This is a genomic window from Francisella uliginis, assembly GCF_001895265.1.
In the GTDB taxonomy this organism is placed as follows: Bacteria; Pseudomonadota; Gammaproteobacteria; order Francisellales; family Francisellaceae; genus Francisella; species Francisella uliginis.
Window position 1 is genome coordinate 774,868 of record NZ_CP016796.1, and the last position, 19,629, is coordinate 794,496.

The following is a 19,629-nucleotide window of genomic DNA, read 5'->3' on the forward strand; positions in this document are numbered from 1 at the left end:
ATTTTATGAAAAATATAATATTTGATTTTGACTCGACTTTAATAAAAAAAGAATCACTAGAGCTAATTTTAGAACCTCTATTAAAAGACTCTCCAGAGAAACTACTAGAAATTGAAAATATCACAAATTTAGGTATGCAAGGAGATCTTGATTTTAGAGAATCTCTAGAAAGAAGGTTAGCTATAGCAAGCCCAACTAAACAGAGTATAAGAGATTTTGCAGATAAATATTGTCCAAATCTACTAACTCAGGGAATGTCAGAGCTAGTTGATACATTGAAACATAAAGGTTATCAGATTTGGATATTTAGCGGAGGGCTAACAGAGAGTATAGAGCCTTTTGCTGACTATCTAGGAATTGCTAGGCAAAATATCTTTGCGGTTGAGATTAACTGGGATGACAACGGTAGCTTTGTATCTCTTGATAACTCTAATGGTGCTTGTGATTCTAAATTAAACGCGTTTGAGAATGCTAAAAGCTTAATTAAAGGTGAAGTTATTGCAGTAGGAGATGGTTATACTGATTATCAATTATATGAGGCTGATTTTGCTAATAAGTTTATAGCATATACAGAGCATGTAACTAGACAAAAAGTTATTGAGGTTGCTAATAGTATAGCTAAAGATATCGGACAATTAAAAGATTTAATCTTTTAAGTTTTTATTAGTGATAGTTGAGTGTATGAATGATACTGCTAATATTAAAATACCTACAGAACCACTAAACCACTCTGGAATATGAATAAATATTTTTAATAATAGTATTGCTGCTAAAAAACCAATTGCATAATGAGCACCATGTTCAAGATATATATATTTAGCTAGTGTTTTCTTCTCAACAAAAAGTATAGTCAAAGATCTAACAAACATAGCACCAATACCTAGTCCTATCATTATTATTATAATATTTGTAGTAATTGCAAATGCTCCAACAACACCATCAAAGCTGAAAGAAGCATCTATTATTTCTAAATAAATAAAGCCCATTAAACCATTACGAGCTACATTTAAGGTATCTATTTTAGCTGAATCAAAGAACGAGTTAAGTAAGCCTAAACTTTCGTGGATAATTATTCCTAAAAGATATGCTATAGCTAAATCACCTTGGTGAGCAGGGCCCGTACTATAAATAACAATAAGGCCAATTACTATAGCAAAGAAAATGTAACCACCATTGTATTCACGAATTTTTCTAATTAACTTATTATTCTCAATTAGAGGAATCCAGTGATGTCCCTCATTTTCACTAAGGAAAAAATTTAAAAATACCATAAGTAAAAAACTACCACCAAAACTACATATATATGACATCGAGTGTTCTAGTATTTTTTGATATTTTGCAGGATCATTTAAAGCAAGGTGTATAACATCTATAAAGTTAATGCCGCTAGTTAATTTCACTAATAAAATTGGAAATACTAAGCGCATACCAAATACAGCTATAGGTAATCCTATAAAAATAAATATTTTTTGCCATTTTTTAGGCATTTGGCCAAGGACTTTAGCATTTATAATAGCATTGTCAAAACTTAGAGATATTTCTAGTGCTGCTAAAACTAGTATAGTATATGTTGTTACTAGTGGTATCGATGGATATAGACTTTCTCCAAGAACTATGCCTATGGCAGTTACTATAATTGATCCGTAAAAATATTTTAAATTTTTCAAAGTATCTTAGTTCTTATATTTTATAACGGGTAGATTTTACCATATAATAACCTATTAATTGATATTTTAACTTAAATAGTATGTCGGTAGCTTTATATACAATAATTTTTTTAGCAATATGTTTTTTTGCATGGCGTAATTTTATGAAAAACAAAGAATATGCTATAGGTGTGGCTGAGCGTTCATCACAAAAGCATAATCTAGATTTATTAGATGATACAGTATGTTTACGTAAAATTACTGTGAGATTTGAAAGTAAAAGGATGGTTTTTTATAGAGTGTATTCGTTTGACTACAATACAGCAACCTCTGATGAGAGATATAGAGGGTATATAGTTATTAAGAATGGTAGACTTGATGAAATTGTTATATCAAATTTTGAAAAAGCAGATATTGTTAAAGAAAACATTATATCAGAACAGTATGATTCACCACAAAAGCCAGCAAATAATATTATAGATTTTGATAATTAGGAACATATATGATTCATTTACACCAGTTACCTCCTTTAAAAGATAAAAGCTACAGTTGTAGTCCTTTCTGTTTAAAATTAGAGCTTTATTTTAAAGCTATGGATATTAACTATAAAAATCACTTTAATTTGGAGTTTAATAAATCTCCAACAGGAAAAATGCCTTATATAGAAACTATGGGTAAGAAGTTTGCTGATAGTAATCTTATAATTAAAATGCTTGAACAACAAAGCCAAGTTAATATAGATAGTCACTTGGACTTAGAGCAAAAAGCTATTTCGACAGCTTTTATTAGATTATGCGAAGATAGTTTATATTGGGTTGGCGTATATAGTCGTTGGGCTGATAAAAATAATTCTACCTGGAAAAAAGATTTTATAGAATCTACAAATTTACCTAAAGCTATGGCTAGCATAATTTATCCAGTAGCAAAAAGAAATATTTTGCGCCAGTTAAAGGCTGCAGGAGTGGTTAATCTGACGAATGATGAAATTTATTCAAAAGCCGAAGAGAATTTAAAAGCAATAGCTGATTTTGTAGGCTCTAAAAAGTATTGTTTAAATGATCAGATATCTTTGCTAGATCTGGTTATTTTTAGTTTTATCATTATGATATATGATGGGAGCTGTGGAAAGCACCTACAAAACTTTTTAGCAGGTTTAGAGTTAACTAATTTTATAAATAATATGCAGCAGATATTTAATATTTAGGTGATTTTTTATGGATGTAAATTTTCTTGAGTTAGATATAGCTACACTGAGAAATAATATTTCTATAATAAGAGCATATACACAAACAAAACTATGTTTACCTGTCAAAGCTAATGCTTACGGTCATGATTTACAACTTGTAGTTAAAAATACTCAAAATATTGTTGATTTTTATGCCACTGCATGTGCTAGTGAAGCTTTAGGTGTCTATGAGGTTTCTGCAAATAAGCCTATATTAATTTTTGGAGTTATTGAAGATTGTTATCTTAAAGAGTTAATAGATCGAGAAATCAGGATTAGTGTTCATCGCTTTAAAGATATTGATAAAATAGAGCATTATGCAAAACAGAGCGCTAAAAAAGCGAAAGTACATATTTTTATTAATACTGGTATGAATATGTTAGGTATTAATTGTGAACATGTTGCAGATATTGTAGAAAGAGTACAAGCATCCAAATATATAGATCTTGAGGGAGTGTATAGCCATTTAGCATGCGCTGATGAAAAGGATAACCCATATAATCAGATTCAAATAGAGAAATTTATAGAAATACATGAGTTTGTAAAGTCTGTTAATAGCAAAATAATATGTCATTTAGCTAATTCATATGGGTGTATAGGACAGGCTGATATTGGTTTTGATATGGTAAGGCCAGGGATATTAAGCTATGGTTTCTTGCCTGAATTTAGAGTCGATGAAAAATTAAAAGCTATACAGCCAGTTGCTAAGTTAGTTACTCAAATAGTCAAACTAATAAAGTTAGATGAGATGTTTGAGGTCGGTTATTCTATAAGCTATCGCGGCAGGAAAGGTGAGTATATAGCTATATTACCAGTTGGCTATGGTGATGGTTTCCCTCGAGAGTTAGGAAACAAAGGTGTTGTTTATGCTCAAGGTGAAAGTTATCCGATAGTAGGTAGAATAAATATGGATGCTTTAGCAATATCTTTGGGGAATAATGCTTTAGATATAAAGGTTGGAGATCAGGTTGAGTTAATATCAAATAAGCCTGAAAGAAAAAATAGCGCTAAAGCAGTAGCTAAGAAATTACAAACAATAGAATATGATATTATAACAACGCTAAATCAAAGAATTATTAGAAAAGAAACTTAGCGCCAACTTATTATTAAGTCTTTACTTTTGATTTGCTCAGACATAAACTGAAAGTTATAGTATAAAAAAATATCCTCTTTTATGACAAAGAATAAACTAACTGTGGGTAGCCTTATAGCAATAGGTATAGGGACTATTATGGGTTCTGGCTGGATGTTTTCAGCACAATATACTTCTGAGTATGCTGGCCCTGCTTCAATATTATCTTGGATTATCGGCGCAGTTTTGATGGTTTTTATTGCACTAACTTTTGCAGAAAGCTGTACTATTGTTCCAGTTCAAGGTTCTTCATCAAGAATCCCTCATATAACTCATGGTACTTTATTAAGCTATATTTTTGCTTGGATTACATGGATTTCTTATTTAGTTTTAGCACCTATCGAGGTACAAGCAGTAATTCAATATTTAGCAGTTTTTTATCCTAGTCTAATAAATGTTAAAACAGGGGCATTATCAGGGTATGGAACGCCTTTAGCAGTAGTTTTGTTATTGATATTCTGTGCTTTTAATTTTTACTCATTAAGATGGCTTGTAAAGATTAATAACATAATTACCTTATTCAAAGTTGTTGTTCCAATGATTATTGGAGGAGCTCTATTAGCATTATGTTATTCTCTACCTGAGTTAAGTTCAAAAGCAGTTGAACCGGATTTTGAATTTATGCCCTATGGTATAAATGGTGTATTTTCAGCAATATCTTTAGGTGGTATTGGATATGCTTTCGTAGGCTTTAAGACTATCGTTGAAATGGCTGGTAATACAAAAAATCCATCAAAAGCAATTCCAGTTGCAACTATAGGAACAATAGTTGTTTGTTTGTTTATTTTTATATTCCTGCAAGTTGCTTATGTAATGATAGCATCTAAATATGTGCATAATAATCAGTGGGGTATGCAGGATATATTCTCTAATGGTAATTCTAGCTTTGGAGCATTTGCATTAATTGCCCAAAATTTAGGTCAAACATGGATTATGTACTTCTTATATTTTGGAGCTATACTCTTTCCATTAGTTGCAGGGCTGTTATATTTCTGTGTAGCTTTAAACTCTCTAAATGCAATGGTGTCAAATGGCTATATGCCTAAGCTTTTGAATAAGCTAAATCCGGTTACTAATAAGCCTCTTTATGCAATTATTCTTAACTTCTTGATCGCTATGATAATGTTTGCTCCTTTCCCTGGCTGGCAAACAATGACAACCTTTTTAACATCTTTGATATCTCTAACGTATTTGACAGGTGCAACTTCAACTCTAGCAATGAGGCATAGACTACCTGATATTGAGAGACCTTTTAAACTAAAAGCGGTATTTTTAATATCTTTGTTAGGAGTTTTCTCATCAACGTTAGTTTTTTTATGGAGTGGTTGGGGAATTGTATCTAAGTCAGGTATAGCTATTTGTATTGCTATTTTTATGCTTGGAGCTTATAGAAACTTTGGCGCTGATAAAGCAGAAAAAATTTCTTGGCATTTTAAGCAATCTATTTGGTTTTGGTTCTATATTGTCGCTGTATCAATCGTATCATATTTGAGTGATTTTGGTGGAATAGGTCTTCTAGACTTTTATTCAGCAGCAGCTGTTTTATTAGTTGTTAGCTTTATCACTTGTATAATTGCTAAACATTATTGTTTGACAGCAGATGAAATACAACAAGGTATAGATTCAGCATTACATCAACAGAATGCTCATTAATCTATATTTTTCTCTATTCAGTTGCTTATGTTACTATTTTATTAATTTTGAAAAAACTGTATTATTATCTACTAAATAATTACTTAAACTATTTCTATGATTAAAGTTTCTTTTCAAGGAGAGCATGGAGCATATTCTGAGCAGGCTATAACTAGTTTTCTAAATCAACAGGGCATAAAAAACTTTCAAACTATACCTTGTCATTCTTTTTCAGATGCTATTGAACATACTATAGCAGGCAAATCAAATTTTGTGATGCTCCCTATAGAAAATTCTTTAGGAGGCTCTGTAGTTCCAGCATATGATGAATTAATTAAAAGTAGCCTAAAAGTAAAGGCTGAAGTGATCTTAAAGATTAAGCACTGTCTAATGGGACTGCCAGATACGCAGATCGCGGATATAAAGAGTGTGATTTCACATCCTCAAGCTCTATCTCAATGTACCAAAAGTTTGAAACGATTGAAATTAACTCCAGAAGCTTTCGTTGATACTGCAGGAGCAGCGAAGCATATTTTTGAAACTAAGCAAAGAAACCATCTTGCTATAGCAGGTGAGTTAGCTGCTGAAACTTATGGCTTGAAAATTTTTCAAAATCAGTTTGAAGATGAGCATTTTAACTATACGCGTTTCTTTCTTATGGGTTATGATCCAATTACAGTTAATTCAGATAGTAATAAATACAAAACAACACTTATATTCTCTGTTGAAGAGAAACCAAATGCTTTAGTTAACACTCTAAATATTTTTGGTAAATATAATATTAATTTGACAAAGATTGAGTCACGACCATCTAGAGACAGAGCTTGGGATTATTTGTTTTTTGTTGATTTTGAGGGTTCTGAAGATGATGAACATATTCAAAAAACTTTATTAGAAGTCCTTAAAAAGAGTACTTTTCTTAAGGTTTTAGGTTCTTACCAAACATATAATTTCGACTAATAATGGCTTACAAAGTTGATATAGTTTATAAAAATGTCAAAAATCTAAAGATTTCTTTAAATAAAGAAGGTTTGGTTACTGTAACCTCTCCTAAAGGTGTAGCTAAAAAAGAAATTTTTACATTACTTGAGTCAAAAAAATCATGGATAGAAAAACATAGTAAAAGATTGTCAGCTAATAGAAAGTATGATTATACTGAATACCCATTAGAAGATGGTTCTAATATTTATTTCTTAGGTCGAGAATATCTTGTAAAACTAATACCATCAAAGCAGAATTTGATTTGTGAGTATGAAGATTATTTCGAATTTTTATTAAATCCGAGTGTTATTGATAATAGAGAATTTAAGTTACAACTATTAGAGGAGTTTTATAAAGATAGGGCTGATATTATATTAAATAATCTTGTGGCAAAATTTTTAAAAATAACAGGTCAAGAAATACAAAGAGTTACTATAAAAAAAACTAAAACTCGTTGGGGTTCTTGTAATTATATTAAAAAAACTATTAACCTGAATTTTAACTTGATCTTAAGAGATATCGAAGCGATAGAGTATGTTGTCCTTCATGAAATTGCTCACTTGACTCATCCTAATCATTCAAAAGAATTCTATAATTATATAGCAAGCTATATGCCTGATTGGAAAATCAGAGAAAAAAGATTAAAATGAGATATAATTAACTTATTTTGCAGCTTTCAAAAGCTATATCTTTTAGGAGATTTTATGGAAAGTACTTTTGAACTTTTTTCTATAGGGGTTGGGCCGTCTTCATCTCATACAATTGGGCCAATGCGTGCAGGATGTGATTTTATTAATTTATATAAAGATAAATTACCTAGTACAACTCGCATAAAAATTGATTTGTTTGGCTCATTAGCTTTGACAGGTAAGGGTCATAAAACTGATTATGCAGCTGTTTTGGGTGTAATGGGTTTTTTACCTGAATCAGTTGATATAGAGTTAGCAAAAAAACTATATAATAATTGTTTAACTCACCAACAACTTCAGATTAATCAAGAGTTCAAAGTTGATTTTGATTATGATAAGGATTTAATTTTTCATTATGATGAGTTTTTACCAGAACATGCTAATGGAATGCGTTTTTCTTTATTTGAAAATGATGAGTTACTTTGTGAGAAAGAGTATTTTTCGATAGGTGGAGGTTTTATTGTTGATAAAAAACAAATTAAGAAAGATGAAATTCCTACAGAAGTCCCATGTAATAAACCATACAAGTTTGCAAGCATGGCTGAATTAAGAGAACTTTGTCAAAGAGATAATAAAACCATTGATGAAATAATGTTTGAAAATGAAAAAACAGCTTATGGAGAACAAGACTCGTTTGAAAAGTTAGCAGAGATTTGGCGTGTAATGGACACTTCAATTGAAAAAGGTTTAACTAGCGCTGATGCTGTTTTACCAGGAGGTCTTAAGGTAAGAAAAAGAGCTCCTAGTATGATCAAAAAATTAAAAGAGCATAATACTGTAAATACGGACTTTAATTATCTAAATGCTTTTGCAATAGCTGTTAATGAGCAGAATGCTTGTGGTGAAAGGGTTGTTACAGCGCCAACAAATGGGGCTGCAGGTGTAATTCCAGCAGTACTTAAATATTATCTACAAACTCACGAGATTATTAATCAAAGTGAATTTGAGAAAGTCGTAAATAAGTATCTTTTAGTATGTGCAGCAATTGGTATTTTGTACAAATCGGGAGCTTCAATATCAGCTGCAGAGGTTGGCTGCCAAGGTGAGGTTGGTGTTGCTTGTTCTATGGCTGCAGCAGGGTATTGTGCTTTACTTGGTGGAGATATTGATTCTATAGAATCTGCAGCTGAGATAGGAATGGAGCATAATCTTGGCTTGACTTGTGATCCTATAGGCGGTTTAGTACAGATTCCATGTATTGAGCGTAATGCTATGGGAGCTGTTCAGGCTATAAATGCAGCTAAACTTGCCCATTTAGATAGTGGTGAGAAGCGTTTTGTTGGCTTAGATTATGTTATCAAGGTAATGTATGAGACCGGCTTAGATATGTGTAGTAAATATAAAGAAACATCTCTAGGAGGACTAGCTATAAATGTTCCTGTATGTTAGTTAGTAATTTTTAATTTTAACAATCTCTTAATAATCAAAATATTATAACACTGGCAAAATTATACTATTTTAGTATAATTTAGGTGATTTATTATTAAATAGGCAATTTTAAGAATGTATAATGTAAAAAAAGTTAGGAATGATTTTCCATTTCTAAAGCAAACTATAAATGATAAGCCAATTGTTTTTTTTGATACTGGGGCATCAGCGCAAAAGCCACAAGTGGTTATAGATGCTGTTGCAGAAGCCTATAAGTTTAATTATGCCAATGTCCACAGAGGTGTGTACTCACTTAGTCAAGAAGCTAGTGATAAGTATGAAAATGTACGTTTGAAAGTACAGAAATTTATCAATGCTAAATCATCAGATGAAGTCGTGATAACTAAAGGTACCACTGAGGCTATTAACCTTTTGGCTAGTTCTATCAGTAAATCTGTAGTTTCGCCAGGAGATGAAATTATAGTTACAGAAATGGAGCATCATGCTAATTTTGTACCTTGGCAAATGCTGTGTGAAGATAAGAGCCTAAATTTCAAAGTAGCTAAAGTTAATGACAATGGTGAACTTGATGTAAAAAATCTACTATCTTTGGTGACTGAAAAGACTAAAGTTTTAGCGATAACTTTGTGTTCAAATGTGCTAGGGACGATTAACCCTATCAAAGAAATTATAGAAAAAGTTAAAAATATAAACCCTAATGTATTAGTTGTTGTTGATGGAGCTCAAGCAGTAATACATTCAAAGGTCGATGTTCAGGATCTAAATTGTGATTTTTTTGTATTTTCAAGCCATAAACTATATGGACCAACTGGGGTGGGAGTTTTATATGGTAAATATGATTTGTTAAAAAAACTTCCTCCTTATAATTATGGTGGAGATATGGTAGATGATGTGACGATTGATAAAACAACCTTTGCTTTACCTCCATATAAATTTGAAGCAGGAACTCCTGATATTGTTGGAACTATAGGTTTCGGTCAGGCTATAGATTATGTGAATTCAGTAGGTATAGATAATATTGCTAGTTATGAACAAGATCTTTTAAAATATGCAACTGAACAATTAAAGAAAATCGATGGTCTAAAAATAATTGGGGAAGCCCAAAATAAAGCTGGTGTCATTACATTTGTAGTAGATGGATGTAACTCTGGCGATATTGGTGAGCTTTTAGCAATTAAAGGTATGTGTGTGCGAACTGGAAAACACTGTGCTCATCCATTACTTTATAGAATGGGGGTAACATCAACAGTACGTATGTCTTTTGGGATGTATAATACTTTTGAAGAAATTGACTTATTTATAAAAGCATTGAAAAAAGTAATATCTCAATTAAAATAAACAATAATTAATTTTAGAGGATTAAGTTTATGGTTGAAGTTTTTGATCCTAATAACAATATTTTAGAAGTTACTCAAGCAGCAGCTAAACATTTTGAAAAGCATTTAGCTAAAGATTCTACAAATATAGGGGTATATGTAGGTACAAAAATTATGGGTTGTTCAGGTTTAGCTTATGATATTGATTTTGTATCTAAGCAACCTGACAATACAACAGAAGTTGACCAACATGGTCTGAAATTTTTTGTATCTAATAAGTCTATGGACTTTTTAAATGGTCTAAAGATTGACTATGTTAAGCATGATTTTGGTTTATATAAACTAGAGTATACAAATCCAAATGAATCAGCTCGCTGTGGGTGTGGTGAGAGTTTTACAGTTTAGGGAATATTTTAAATGAAAACATCAGATGTAACTATAATTAGAAGGCAGGTTAAAGCAATAGCTGTACCTTTTGGAAATGAGGTAGAACTTATGCCAGGGCAAGAAGCTTTAGTAACTCAAGATAAGGGAGGTAGCTTTACCCTAAATGTAAATGGTAACCTACTTCATTTAGATGGTAAAGATGCCGATGCTATCGGTAAGCAAGTAGTCAAATATCCTGTTGAAGGATATAATATTAAACCAGGAGATCCTATAAATATGGATGCTATTTGGGATCAAATGAAAACAGTTTATGATCCTGAAATACCTGTAAATATTGTTGATCTTGGTTTGATTTATAATGTTGTTAGCAGAAAGCTAGAAAATGGTAACTTTCATGTTATTATAGATATGACTCTAACAGCTCCTGGTTGTGGTATGGGTCCAGTTCTTATGACTGATGTTGAAAGACGCGTAGCAATGTTACCAAATGTTGATAAAGTTGATGTAGTCATGGTTTTTGATCCGCCGTGGAATTCAGAGTTAATGACTGAAGAAGCAAAGCTAGAGTTAGGATTATTTTAAGTTATATTATGAGTAAGATAGCAATTTATCCTGGAACTTTTGATCCTATAACAAATGGCCATATCGATTTAGTTGATAGAGCTTTAAATATTTTTGATGAAATAGTTGTTGCTGTCTCAACAGCATATGGTAAAAATACTCTTTTTGATTTAGAACACAGAGAGCAAATGATCAAAGAAGTTTTTAAAAATAATCAAAGAGTTAAAGTGGTTAGTTTTGAAGGCTTACTTGTGGATACAGCTGTTAAGCATAATGCTTGCGCTATTGTTAGAGGACTAAGAGCAGTTTCAGATTTTGACTATGAATATCAGATGTCGAGTATGAACAATAAATTAAATAGTGATATTCAAACAATATTTCTTACTCCGAGTGAAAAATTTTCGTGCATATCTTCAACTTTGGTTAGAGCCGTTGCCGTGCATAATTATAAGCGTGTTGATGAGTTTGTACCACAATGCGTGTTCCAAGAAATAGAATCTAAATATAGTAGCAAAGGTTAAAACTATGGCTTTATTAATTACCGATGATTGTATAAATTGTGATATCTGTGAGCCAGAGTGCCCAAATGAAGCTATATTCCAAGGCGAAGAATATTATGAGATTGATCCTGATAAATGTACCGAGTGTGTAGGACATTTTCCAGAGTCTCAATGTACTAAAGTTTGTCCTATTAGATGTATAATTACTGACCCGGATAAAATAGAAACTCAAGAACAACTTTTAGAAAAATATCATAAATTAGTTTCTTAAAATTGCTTTAAAAAAGCTTGAAAAAACTTTGTGATAATGTAAGATACACAGGTCTAGTATTTCAATATAAAGAATAAAATAAGTTTTAAAGGGAGTTTTTTGATGAAACTAAGAAATATCGTTATGGCTACGTCTGTGCTATTAGGCACAGCTACAATGTCTTTTGCAGCTAGCTCTGATAACATGGATACTTCAGCTAAGACTGATACATCTACAGCTACTTCAACTACTACTGATAGTGGCTTTGAATCAAATACTTTCATCAAACCTTTTGCAAATACATATAGTTCTTTGACGAATGAAAATAATACTTGGGGACCTCAAGACAGAACTGGTCAATGGTATTTAGGTGTTGGGGCTAGTGGTCTTGCTGGAACTCCTAATTCACCTTCAGGTGCAGCGGCTAACTTTACTCTTGGTTATAACATAAATAAATACCTTGGTGTTCAGTACTTCCAATTAGTAGGTAGAGATTTTGCTGGCTTAGGTGAAGGTGTTATTAACTTTAGTAATAGTACTATGTTTACACCATATATGGTTGGTGGTGCTGGTTGGGCTAACTTAGCTGGTCAAGCTACAGGAGCTTGGGATGCTGGTGGAGGTCTTAAGTTTGAATTATCTAGAGATGTTCAAGCAAGTGTTGATTATAGATATATACAAACAATGGCTCCTAATGTTTCTGGACAAAATGGTAGAGCAGGAACTAACGTAATTGGTGCTGGTCTAACATGGTTCTTTGGCGGTAAAGCTAATCCAAACAATGATACAGCAAATATCCAAGATAATGGTGCTAAAACAGCGGCTGAGACTGCAGCAGCGATACCTACAGTAGATGAAACTAAGTACGAGCTTCCAAAAGGTATTAAGCAGTGTGAAGGTAACTTTAATTTAACTAAAGATGGTGTTGCTTGTTATACTGTAAATGGTAATGACGTAACAGTTTACTTAGATACTAAGTTTGCTTACGATAGTGCTAATTTAAATCAAAGAGGCAAAAATGCTATATCATCTTTTGTTAAGTATATGCAAAATAAGAATATAGCGTCTGTAACTATTAAAGGATATGCTTCTCAAGGTCAAACAGGACAAGAGTTTGAATTATATAATCAAAAACTTTCTGAAAAGAGAGCAGAGGCTGTTTCTAATTACATGAAAGAATTAGGTTTAGATAGCAATAAGATAATAACAAAAGGTTTTGGTTATACTAATACTTTAGAAGGTATCAAAAAGTCTGATGCTCGTAATCAACGCGTTCAAGCTAGTGTTTCAGCACCTTTAAAAGAAGATAAATAGTTCTTTAAATCTTTCTAAAAATTTCTAAATTAATTTCTATTTATTCTACATTATTATTTATTATATTTTCATTTAAATAATTCATAATATATTGGTTTTTATATGATGTTAAAGTCTATAAAAAAATATAAGCTTGTTATATAATTTGTCCACTTATAAATAATTTCTTTAAAAACTAAATGGCACAATATTATTCTAACAAAGAGTTATTTAACTCTAGTGACTTAATTGGGCAAATTGTTACAGTTAAAGGTTGGGTTCGTAGTCGAAGAGATTCTAAAGCAGGATTCTCTTTTGTGGCTGTTCATGATGGCTCTTGCTTTGATCCTATCCAGGCAATTGTCCCAAACTCTGTTGAAAACTATTCAGAAGAAGTTCTAAAATTAACAAAAGACTGTTCAGTTGCTATTACAGGTGAATTAATCGCTTCGCAAGGTAAAGGACAAAGTGTTGAAATTCAAGCTCAAAAAGTGGAGGTTTATGGTTGGGTAGAAAATCCGGAAACGTATCCTGTATCTCCAAAGCGTCATACTATGGAGCATTTACGTGAAGTCGCCCATCTTCGTACTAGAACAAATATTATAGGTGCTGTAGCAAGAGTTAGAAGTCAACTAGCTAATGCTGTACACAACTTTTTATGTGAGAAGGGTTTCCTTTGGGTAAATACACCAATTTTAACTTCTAATGATTGTGAAGGTGCAGGTGAACTTTTTAGAGTATCAACTCTTGATAGCCTTAACCCTCCAGTTGATGAACAAGGTAAAGTTGATTTTAAAGAAGACTTTTTTGGACGAGAAACTTTTTTAACTGTATCAGGACAGTTAAACGTTGAAAGCTATTGTTGTTCTTTATCAAAAGTTTATACTTTTGGTCCTACATTCCGTGCGGAGAATTCAAATACTAGTAGACATTTGGCAGAGTTTTGGATGATTGAGCCGGAGATAGCTTTTGCCGATCTTAATGATGATGCTAATTTAGCTGAAGAGATGCTTAAATCAGTTATCCAAAAAGTAATGAATAACTGTGAAGATGATTTAAATTTCTTTAATCAATTTGTACAAAAAGGATTATTAGATAAGCTAAAAAATGTCACAGAGAAAGGGTTTGTTAGGGTTGAATATACAGATGCTATAGAAATCTTAAAGAAATCAGGTCAGAAGTTTGAATACCCTGTAGAATGGGGTGTTGATTTACAATCTGAACATGAAAGATTCTTATGTGAAAAACATTTTAATGCTCCAGTTGTAATTATGAATTATCCAAAAGATATTAAAGCGTTCTATATGCGCCTAAATGATGATGGTAAGACAGTTGCTGCTATGGATGTTCTTGTACCTGGAATAGGTGAAATTATCGGTGGAAGTCAACGTGAAGAGCGTTTAGAAGTTCTAGATAAACGTATTGAAGAAATGAATATCGATGCTAGTACTCTTGGCTGGTATCGTGATCTACGACGTTATGGAACTATACCTCATAGCGGCTTTGGTTTAGGTTTTGAAAGGCTACTTGGCTATATAACAGGCATACCAAACATCCGTGAGCTTATTCCTTTCCCTCGTACACCTGGTAATGCAAAGTTTTAGATGCAACTCTTGTAGTATCAATTCTTATTTATTTTTGATTTATAAAAATATAAAATCTTCAAATCATGTGAGCATGGGTACATGGGTATATTATATGTGAAGTAAGTTTATGAAAGATTTTAAGCATGAAGCTTAGATATTTTATTTATATGGTACTTATACTTATCTATACGTTTAAAAATCTGTGAAAAGTTTTATCTTTATCACAACCTTACACACAAAAATAAATATTAATATTATAAAATCATTTATATATAAGGGTTTATATCTACTAAATAGCGTCACCCATTTGGAACATTGGCATATACATACTTACAACTAAGAAGCCTACTACACCACCTAATACAATCATGATTATAGGTTCTAACATTGAGCTTAAACTTCCTACAAGAGTATCAACTTCTTCTTGATATACTCTATTTAGGTTGCCTAACATTGTTTCTAATGCACCAGATTCTTCACCAACTGCTACCATCTGTTCTACTAGAAAAGGGAAGTTACCTGTTTCTACAATAGCTTCTTTAAATGAAGCGCCTTCACTAATACTTTTTTTAATATCTACAGCTGCTTGGTCATATTTTGCGTTCCCTGTTGCAAGAGCTACCATATCAAGTGCTCTTGTTAAGCTCATGCCTGATTGGACAGTAATTTCTAATGTACTAGCAAATCTTGCTAAAGCTGATTTAAAAATTACTTCACCAACAATTGGTATTTTAAGCATAAAATGATCTTGAGCAATTTGGATCTTAGGATATTTAAATTTTAGAGATTTAAATACAGAAACAGCAATAAATATAAATAAAATAATTTTCCACCAAGATTCTTGCATGAAATTAGATGCATTTACTGTTAGCTGAGTAATTGCAGGAAGAGGTTTTCCAGAGTTAATAAACATCGCTGAGAAAGCTGGTACGGCGAATGTTAATAAGATACCTGTCACACCAGCTGCAATTATACAAACTATAATAGGGTAAGATAGGGCTTTTTTTACTTTCTTTTTTATACTTTGTAGAGCTTCTCTTTGTTCTGCAATTTTATTAAGCATTAGATCTAAGTTTCCTGATTCCTCACCAGCTGTTATAAGACCTATATATAGTTTATCAAATATCTTTGGAAAATAAGCTAAAGCTTTTGAAAGGGACTCCCCACCTTCTATAGCTTGTTTTAATTCCATAGCCAAGATTTTTAGGCGAGGATGTTTTTTGACTCCCATAATAAAAACCTCAAATGATTTAATTATAGGGATACCCGCTTTTGTCATAGTAGCAAGTTGTCTAGTCATATCTGTAATATCTTGATAAGAAACTTTCTTTGGTAATAGATCTTTAGGAAGTTTTTTGACCTTTATATTAGAATAGCCTTTTTGTCTTAATTGTATTTCGGCCTTTTCTTTTGTATCAGCATCTATTTCACCCTTAGTAATTTTGCCACTTTTAAGTTTAGCTTTATATTTCCAAGATGTAATTGTAATTGTTTCTTTATTATTTTTACCAAATAGCATAGTTATATTTTCCCTCTAACTTACACGGTATGCTTCTTCCATAGAAGTTAATCCTTCTGCGACCCTTACAAGAGCGGATTGTCTAACTGTAGCAACGTGCTCTTTTTGAGCTTGTTGGGCGATTTCCATTGTGTTTTTATCTTCCAGAATCATTTTAGATATTTGTCTTGATACTGGCATTACTTCATATAAACCAAGTCGTCCTTTATATCCTTTAAAACATCTAGGGCATCCTTTAGGGTTTGGTTTATATATTGTAGCATTTTTTACTTTTTCAAATGTTGTTTCAAAACATTTTCTTATAATTTCATCATTTAAACCACTATCTTCAACAAGTAGAGAAAACTCAGTTTCAGTATCTTTTAATTTGCACTTGGGACATAATTTACGAGTAAGACGTTGTGCTATAATTAATGTAACAGATGTTGCAATGTTATACCTAGGTAGCCCCATATCCACTAGTCTGTTTAGTGTCTCAGGAGCACTGTTTGTATGTAATGTTGACATAACCAAGTGACCTGTTTGTGATGCTTTAATTGCTATAGAACCAGTCTCAATATCCCTAATCTCACCAACCATGATTATATCTGGATCTTGACGAAGGAAAGATTTCAAAGCTGCTGCGAAAGTTAAGCCCTGTTTATTAATTACGTTAACCTGATTAATTCCCTTCACAACAAGCTCAACGGGATCTTCTGCAGTTGAAATATTTTTTTCAGGTTTATTTAGAATATTGATTCCGGTATATAGTGTTACTGTTTTACCAGAACCTGTTGGACCAGTCACAAGAACCATTCCTTGAGGTTGTTGAATATACTTTAGGTAAGTTTGTTTTTGATGTTCAGAGAAACCTAGTTGTTCAATAGGTATTTGTGTTGAACTAGAATCAATAATACGTAGCACAACTTTTTCACCAAAACTAATTGGACATGTACTTACACGAAAGTCAATTGCTTTTTCACGCGATAACGATATTTTAAACTTACCATCCTGTGGAATTCTTTTTTCAGCAATATCCAAGCTTGACATGATTTTAAGTCTTGAGGTAACCTTTGGTCCTAGATTTTTAGTGGTATTAAAAGTTTCGATTAGAAGACCGTCTATCCTGTAGCGTATTCTAAAGTTTTTCTCATATGGTTCAAAGTGTATATCTGAAGCACCTTTTTGAATAGCATCAACAATTGTATTGTTAATAAATCTAATAATTGGAGCTTCTTCATCTTCGCCACTACCAATTATCGCATCACCTTCTCTTTCACCTTCTTCAACAAAATCGATGTCAAGCTCAGCATTTTCCATTTGCCCATTAAACTTAGAGTCATCTTCTTTTTGTCCTTCATCTTTAAGGTGCTGCTCATACTCTTCAATTTTTTCTTTAAGATGATTAAGCTCGCCAACAATAGCTACGAAAGGGCAGTCATATTTATTACGAAGTTTTTTTAGTATTTGCTGGCTTTCTATGGGGTTGGCTACAGCTACATAAACGGTATCTTTTATAAGATATAGAGGTAAGCAAAGATTTTTTCTACAAAAATCAACATCAAAAAAGTTTTGGGGTATGAATTTTATATTAATAGCTGTTAAATCAATATATTGTAAACGTAGCAAAGTAGCAGACTCAATCATGAAATCTTTGCTGTTAACATACTCATTATCTATGACATAATTTAAAAAGCCTTCCTTAGCTAGGGAGACGTCTAAACTAATTTCTTCAAGTTGCTGTTTTGTTATAAGTTTGCGATGCAATAATAACGATGCTAACTTCTTATCAATATGAGGGTTGTTAATCATTAATACAAAATAAAATATACTATTACCAAAATTATAGCATGATAAATATTTTTTAAAAAAACAAATATTTTGGATAAAAAATCTTTTATCAAATTACTATCTTTGATGTATAATCGCCATTGTTATTAATTATGTGAAAATTTATGAAAGTTGATAAATTTATTTCTCATCGGGGAAATAATATTGATTTTATCGAAAATACGATTGAATCTTTTAAAGAAGCTAAAGATTATGGCTTTAGATGGTTTGAAACTGATGTACAAATGAGTGCTGATGGAGTGTTATTTTTATTTCATGATAAAACAGCGCAAAGATTAACAGATTGTACAAAGAATGTTACACAAATGACTATTGCAGAATTGCAAAAACTAGAGCTAGCTCACCCAATAACTGGTAAAAAATCCAAAATTCTTACACTTAAAGAGTATCTTGACTGGGCTAAAGAAAGCGATGTTTTTACTAACTTAGAATTTAAAATTACAAATACTTGTTTTAAATATAAAACAAATTTAGTTTTTGCTACTTTAAAACTTTTAAGTGAATATCCAGAGCAAAAAGATAAGATATTGATTTCAAGTTTTTCAAATGTCATTATGAACATCCTAGAACAAGATCACATATATCATAAAGGTAAGCTTTTTGAGATTTCTGATTGGGATAGGGATTTTGAATATTTAAGCACAGAAATTTACAAAGATTTTGTAAAAAATGAGTATGTTGCTTTAATAATAAATTATGAGTGTCTAAATAAAGATAGAGTTGCTTATATTAAAAAAAGATTCGGTAAAGTTTTTGTTTATTCTGTACATACTGATGATGAAGTTAAAAATCTTTTATCTTGGAATGTTGACGCGATGTTTATAGATAAAAAAGAGCAGTTAAACCTAACCTAGATAGTCTTTTAAGATTTTTTCTACCTTATTCATTATTTCATTACTATACGGACATCCTTGTGGATAAAAGTACTTTAGTTCTACAAATGATTCTGTAATCCTATATTTAAAGGTTACAAAAGAGTATTCACTTTTTATAGTCTCTAATTTCTCAGCTAAGAAACTTTCACCAATATTATGGACATTCCATATTTTACGAATGATTTTCTTATTAAGTTGTTTATTTATTAGGTTTAAGCTTTCAAGCATAGGAATACATTCTTTAGGTGGACCTGGAAAAACATAGATATATCTATCAGTATCAAATTTAAGTTTAAATCCATTTGCAGTACCATTGTTATTAGGTAGTATTTCTGCAGATTTAGGAAAAGTTGCTTGTTTTTCAGTGCCTAGAGTAATTTTGCCATATTTTTCTAGCATTCTTTTTTCTAGTTTTTGCCATGATTTTTGATCTAAAATAAGTTCTTCACCAAAAAAATCTGCTATGGTTTGAGTTGTTAAATCATCTTCTGTAGGTCCTAATCCACCAATTGTTATAATATTTTTATGGTTCTCTTTCAAGAATGTTAAGCTAGAAATAATATCTTGGGAATTATCTTTACAACAAATATGAAACCCTATATTAAAATCTTTAGCAATGAGGTGTTTTGCAAACATTCCTGAGTTAGTATTAGTTATATCACCATCAGTAATTTCATCACCAATCGCAATAAAGCCAAAATCATGTTTCATTTAAGTTATCCTTAAAATTTAAAGTTTTATAGAAATCAAACTATTTTTGGAAATAATTTTTATGTATTATGAAGTATATAGTATACGTGTGTAATATTGAACTCTAA

The 19,629-nt window shown here is 31.5% G+C and carries 20 protein-coding genes; 16 read left to right on the forward strand and 4 right to left on the reverse strand.

The genetic code is table 11. The annotated features are described in order from the left end of the window. Positions 1 to 5 precede the first annotated feature (5 nt). The gene (locus F7310_RS03795; RefSeq protein ID WP_072711891.1) at positions 6 to 656 is read left to right on the forward strand and encodes an HAD-IB family phosphatase; all 651 of its coding nucleotides are present in this window, start codon (positions 6 to 8) and stop codon (positions 654 to 656) included. Here the strand turns inward: F7310_RS03795 and F7310_RS03800 are convergent. Next, complete coding sequence (locus F7310_RS03800) at positions 645 to 1,667, reverse strand: DUF475 domain-containing protein (protein WP_072711893.1); 1,023 nt, start codon at positions 1,665 to 1,667, stop codon at positions 645 to 647. The two genes, F7310_RS03795 and F7310_RS03800, sit on opposite strands and share 12 nt — an antisense overlap. Positions 1,668 to 1,747: 80 nt before the next feature. On the opposite strand from F7310_RS03800, the gene F7310_RS03805 reads away from it, so the two are divergent. From F7310_RS03805 to asnS, 14 genes are all read left to right on the forward strand, one after another. Continuing rightward, positions 1,748 to 2,140 carry a DUF3301 domain-containing protein gene (locus F7310_RS03805; protein ID WP_072711894.1) on the forward strand — a complete coding sequence of 131 codons (393 nt, stop codon included), beginning with the start codon at positions 1,748 to 1,750 and terminating at the stop codon, positions 2,138 to 2,140. Positions 2,141 to 2,148: 8 nt separating this feature from the next. Then, positions 2,149 to 2,850, forward strand: coding sequence for a glutathione S-transferase family protein (locus F7310_RS03810; RefSeq protein WP_072711896.1), 702 nt, complete (start codon positions 2,149 to 2,151; stop codon positions 2,848 to 2,850). A gap of 10 nt (positions 2,851 to 2,860) precedes the next feature. Continuing rightward, the gene (gene alr, locus F7310_RS03815; RefSeq protein WP_072711897.1) at positions 2,861 to 3,964 is read left to right on the forward strand and encodes an alanine racemase; all 1,104 of its coding nucleotides are present in this window, start codon (positions 2,861 to 2,863) and stop codon (positions 3,962 to 3,964) included. A gap of 81 nt (positions 3,965 to 4,045) precedes the next feature. After that, a complete protein-coding gene (locus F7310_RS03820) occupies positions 4,046 to 5,656 on the forward strand; it encodes an APC family permease (protein ID WP_072711899.1) in 1,611 nt (536 codons plus the stop codon). 96 nt (positions 5,657 to 5,752) lie between these two features. Beyond that, positions 5,753 to 6,595, forward strand: a complete 843-nt coding sequence (gene pheA, locus F7310_RS03825; protein WP_072711900.1) for a prephenate dehydratase — start codon at positions 5,753 to 5,755, stop codon at positions 6,593 to 6,595. Between the two features lie 2 nt (positions 6,596 to 6,597). Beyond that, complete coding sequence (locus tag F7310_RS03830) at positions 6,598 to 7,266, forward strand: M48 family metallopeptidase (RefSeq protein WP_072711901.1); 669 nt, start codon at positions 6,598 to 6,600, stop codon at positions 7,264 to 7,266. 54 nt (positions 7,267 to 7,320) lie between these two features. Then, the gene (locus F7310_RS03835) at positions 7,321 to 8,694 is read left to right on the forward strand and encodes an L-serine ammonia-lyase (RefSeq protein WP_072711902.1); all 1,374 of its coding nucleotides are present in this window, start codon (positions 7,321 to 7,323) and stop codon (positions 8,692 to 8,694) included. Between the two features lie 114 nt (positions 8,695 to 8,808). Then, a complete protein-coding gene (locus tag F7310_RS03840; RefSeq protein WP_072711904.1) occupies positions 8,809 to 10,032 on the forward strand; it encodes an aminotransferase class V-fold PLP-dependent enzyme in 1,224 nt (407 codons plus the stop codon). Positions 10,033 to 10,061: 29 nt separating this feature from the next. After that, positions 10,062 to 10,415 carry a HesB/IscA family protein gene (locus F7310_RS03845; RefSeq protein WP_072711905.1) on the forward strand — a complete coding sequence of 118 codons (354 nt, stop codon included), beginning with the start codon at positions 10,062 to 10,064 and terminating at the stop codon, positions 10,413 to 10,415. A gap of 12 nt (positions 10,416 to 10,427) precedes the next feature. After that, positions 10,428 to 10,979 (forward strand): putative Fe-S cluster assembly protein SufT, encoded by a 552-nt coding sequence (sufT, locus tag F7310_RS03850; RefSeq protein ID WP_072711907.1) that lies wholly within the window; start codon positions 10,428 to 10,430, stop codon positions 10,977 to 10,979. A gap of 8 nt (positions 10,980 to 10,987) precedes the next feature. Then, entirely contained in the window at positions 10,988 to 11,479 is a 492-nt protein-coding gene (gene coaD / locus F7310_RS03855; protein WP_072711908.1) for a pantetheine-phosphate adenylyltransferase, read from the forward strand. Positions 11,480 to 11,483: 4 nt separating this feature from the next. Further along, positions 11,484 to 11,729 carry a YfhL family 4Fe-4S dicluster ferredoxin gene (locus F7310_RS03860; protein ID WP_072711910.1) on the forward strand — a complete coding sequence of 82 codons (246 nt, stop codon included), beginning with the start codon at positions 11,484 to 11,486 and terminating at the stop codon, positions 11,727 to 11,729. A 102-nt stretch (positions 11,730 to 11,831) separates the two neighbouring features. Continuing rightward, positions 11,832 to 13,022: an OmpA family protein gene (locus F7310_RS03865; protein WP_072711912.1), complete on the forward strand. Its 1,191-nt coding sequence runs from the start codon at positions 11,832 to 11,834 to the stop codon at positions 13,020 to 13,022. A 179-nt stretch (positions 13,023 to 13,201) separates the two neighbouring features. Beyond that, the gene (asnS, locus tag F7310_RS03870) at positions 13,202 to 14,605 is read left to right on the forward strand and encodes an asparagine--tRNA ligase (RefSeq protein ID WP_072711913.1); all 1,404 of its coding nucleotides are present in this window, start codon (positions 13,202 to 13,204) and stop codon (positions 14,603 to 14,605) included. Between the two features lie 271 nt (positions 14,606 to 14,876). On the opposite strand, the gene F7310_RS03875 is transcribed toward asnS, so the two are convergent. Continuing rightward, on the reverse strand, positions 14,877 to 16,106 hold the full coding sequence (locus F7310_RS03875) for a type II secretion system F family protein (protein ID WP_072711915.1): 1,230 nt from the start codon (positions 16,104 to 16,106) through the stop codon (positions 14,877 to 14,879). Positions 16,107 to 16,121: 15 nt separating this feature from the next. Then, on the reverse strand, positions 16,122 to 17,897 hold the full coding sequence (pilB, locus tag F7310_RS03880; RefSeq protein ID WP_072711916.1) for a type IV-A pilus assembly ATPase PilB: 1,776 nt from the start codon (positions 17,895 to 17,897) through the stop codon (positions 16,122 to 16,124). A 143-nt stretch (positions 17,898 to 18,040) separates the two neighbouring features. On the opposite strand from pilB, the gene F7310_RS03885 reads away from it, so the two are divergent. After that, positions 18,041 to 18,790, forward strand: coding sequence for a glycerophosphodiester phosphodiesterase family protein (locus F7310_RS03885; RefSeq protein ID WP_072711917.1), 750 nt, complete (start codon positions 18,041 to 18,043; stop codon positions 18,788 to 18,790). Here F7310_RS03885 and F7310_RS03890 read toward each other — a convergent pair. Beyond that, complete coding sequence (locus tag F7310_RS03890; protein WP_072711918.1) at positions 18,782 to 19,522, reverse strand: competence/damage-inducible protein A; 741 nt, start codon at positions 19,520 to 19,522, stop codon at positions 18,782 to 18,784. The genes F7310_RS03885 and F7310_RS03890 overlap by 9 nt on opposite strands. Positions 19,523 to 19,629: the final 107 nt, after the last annotated feature.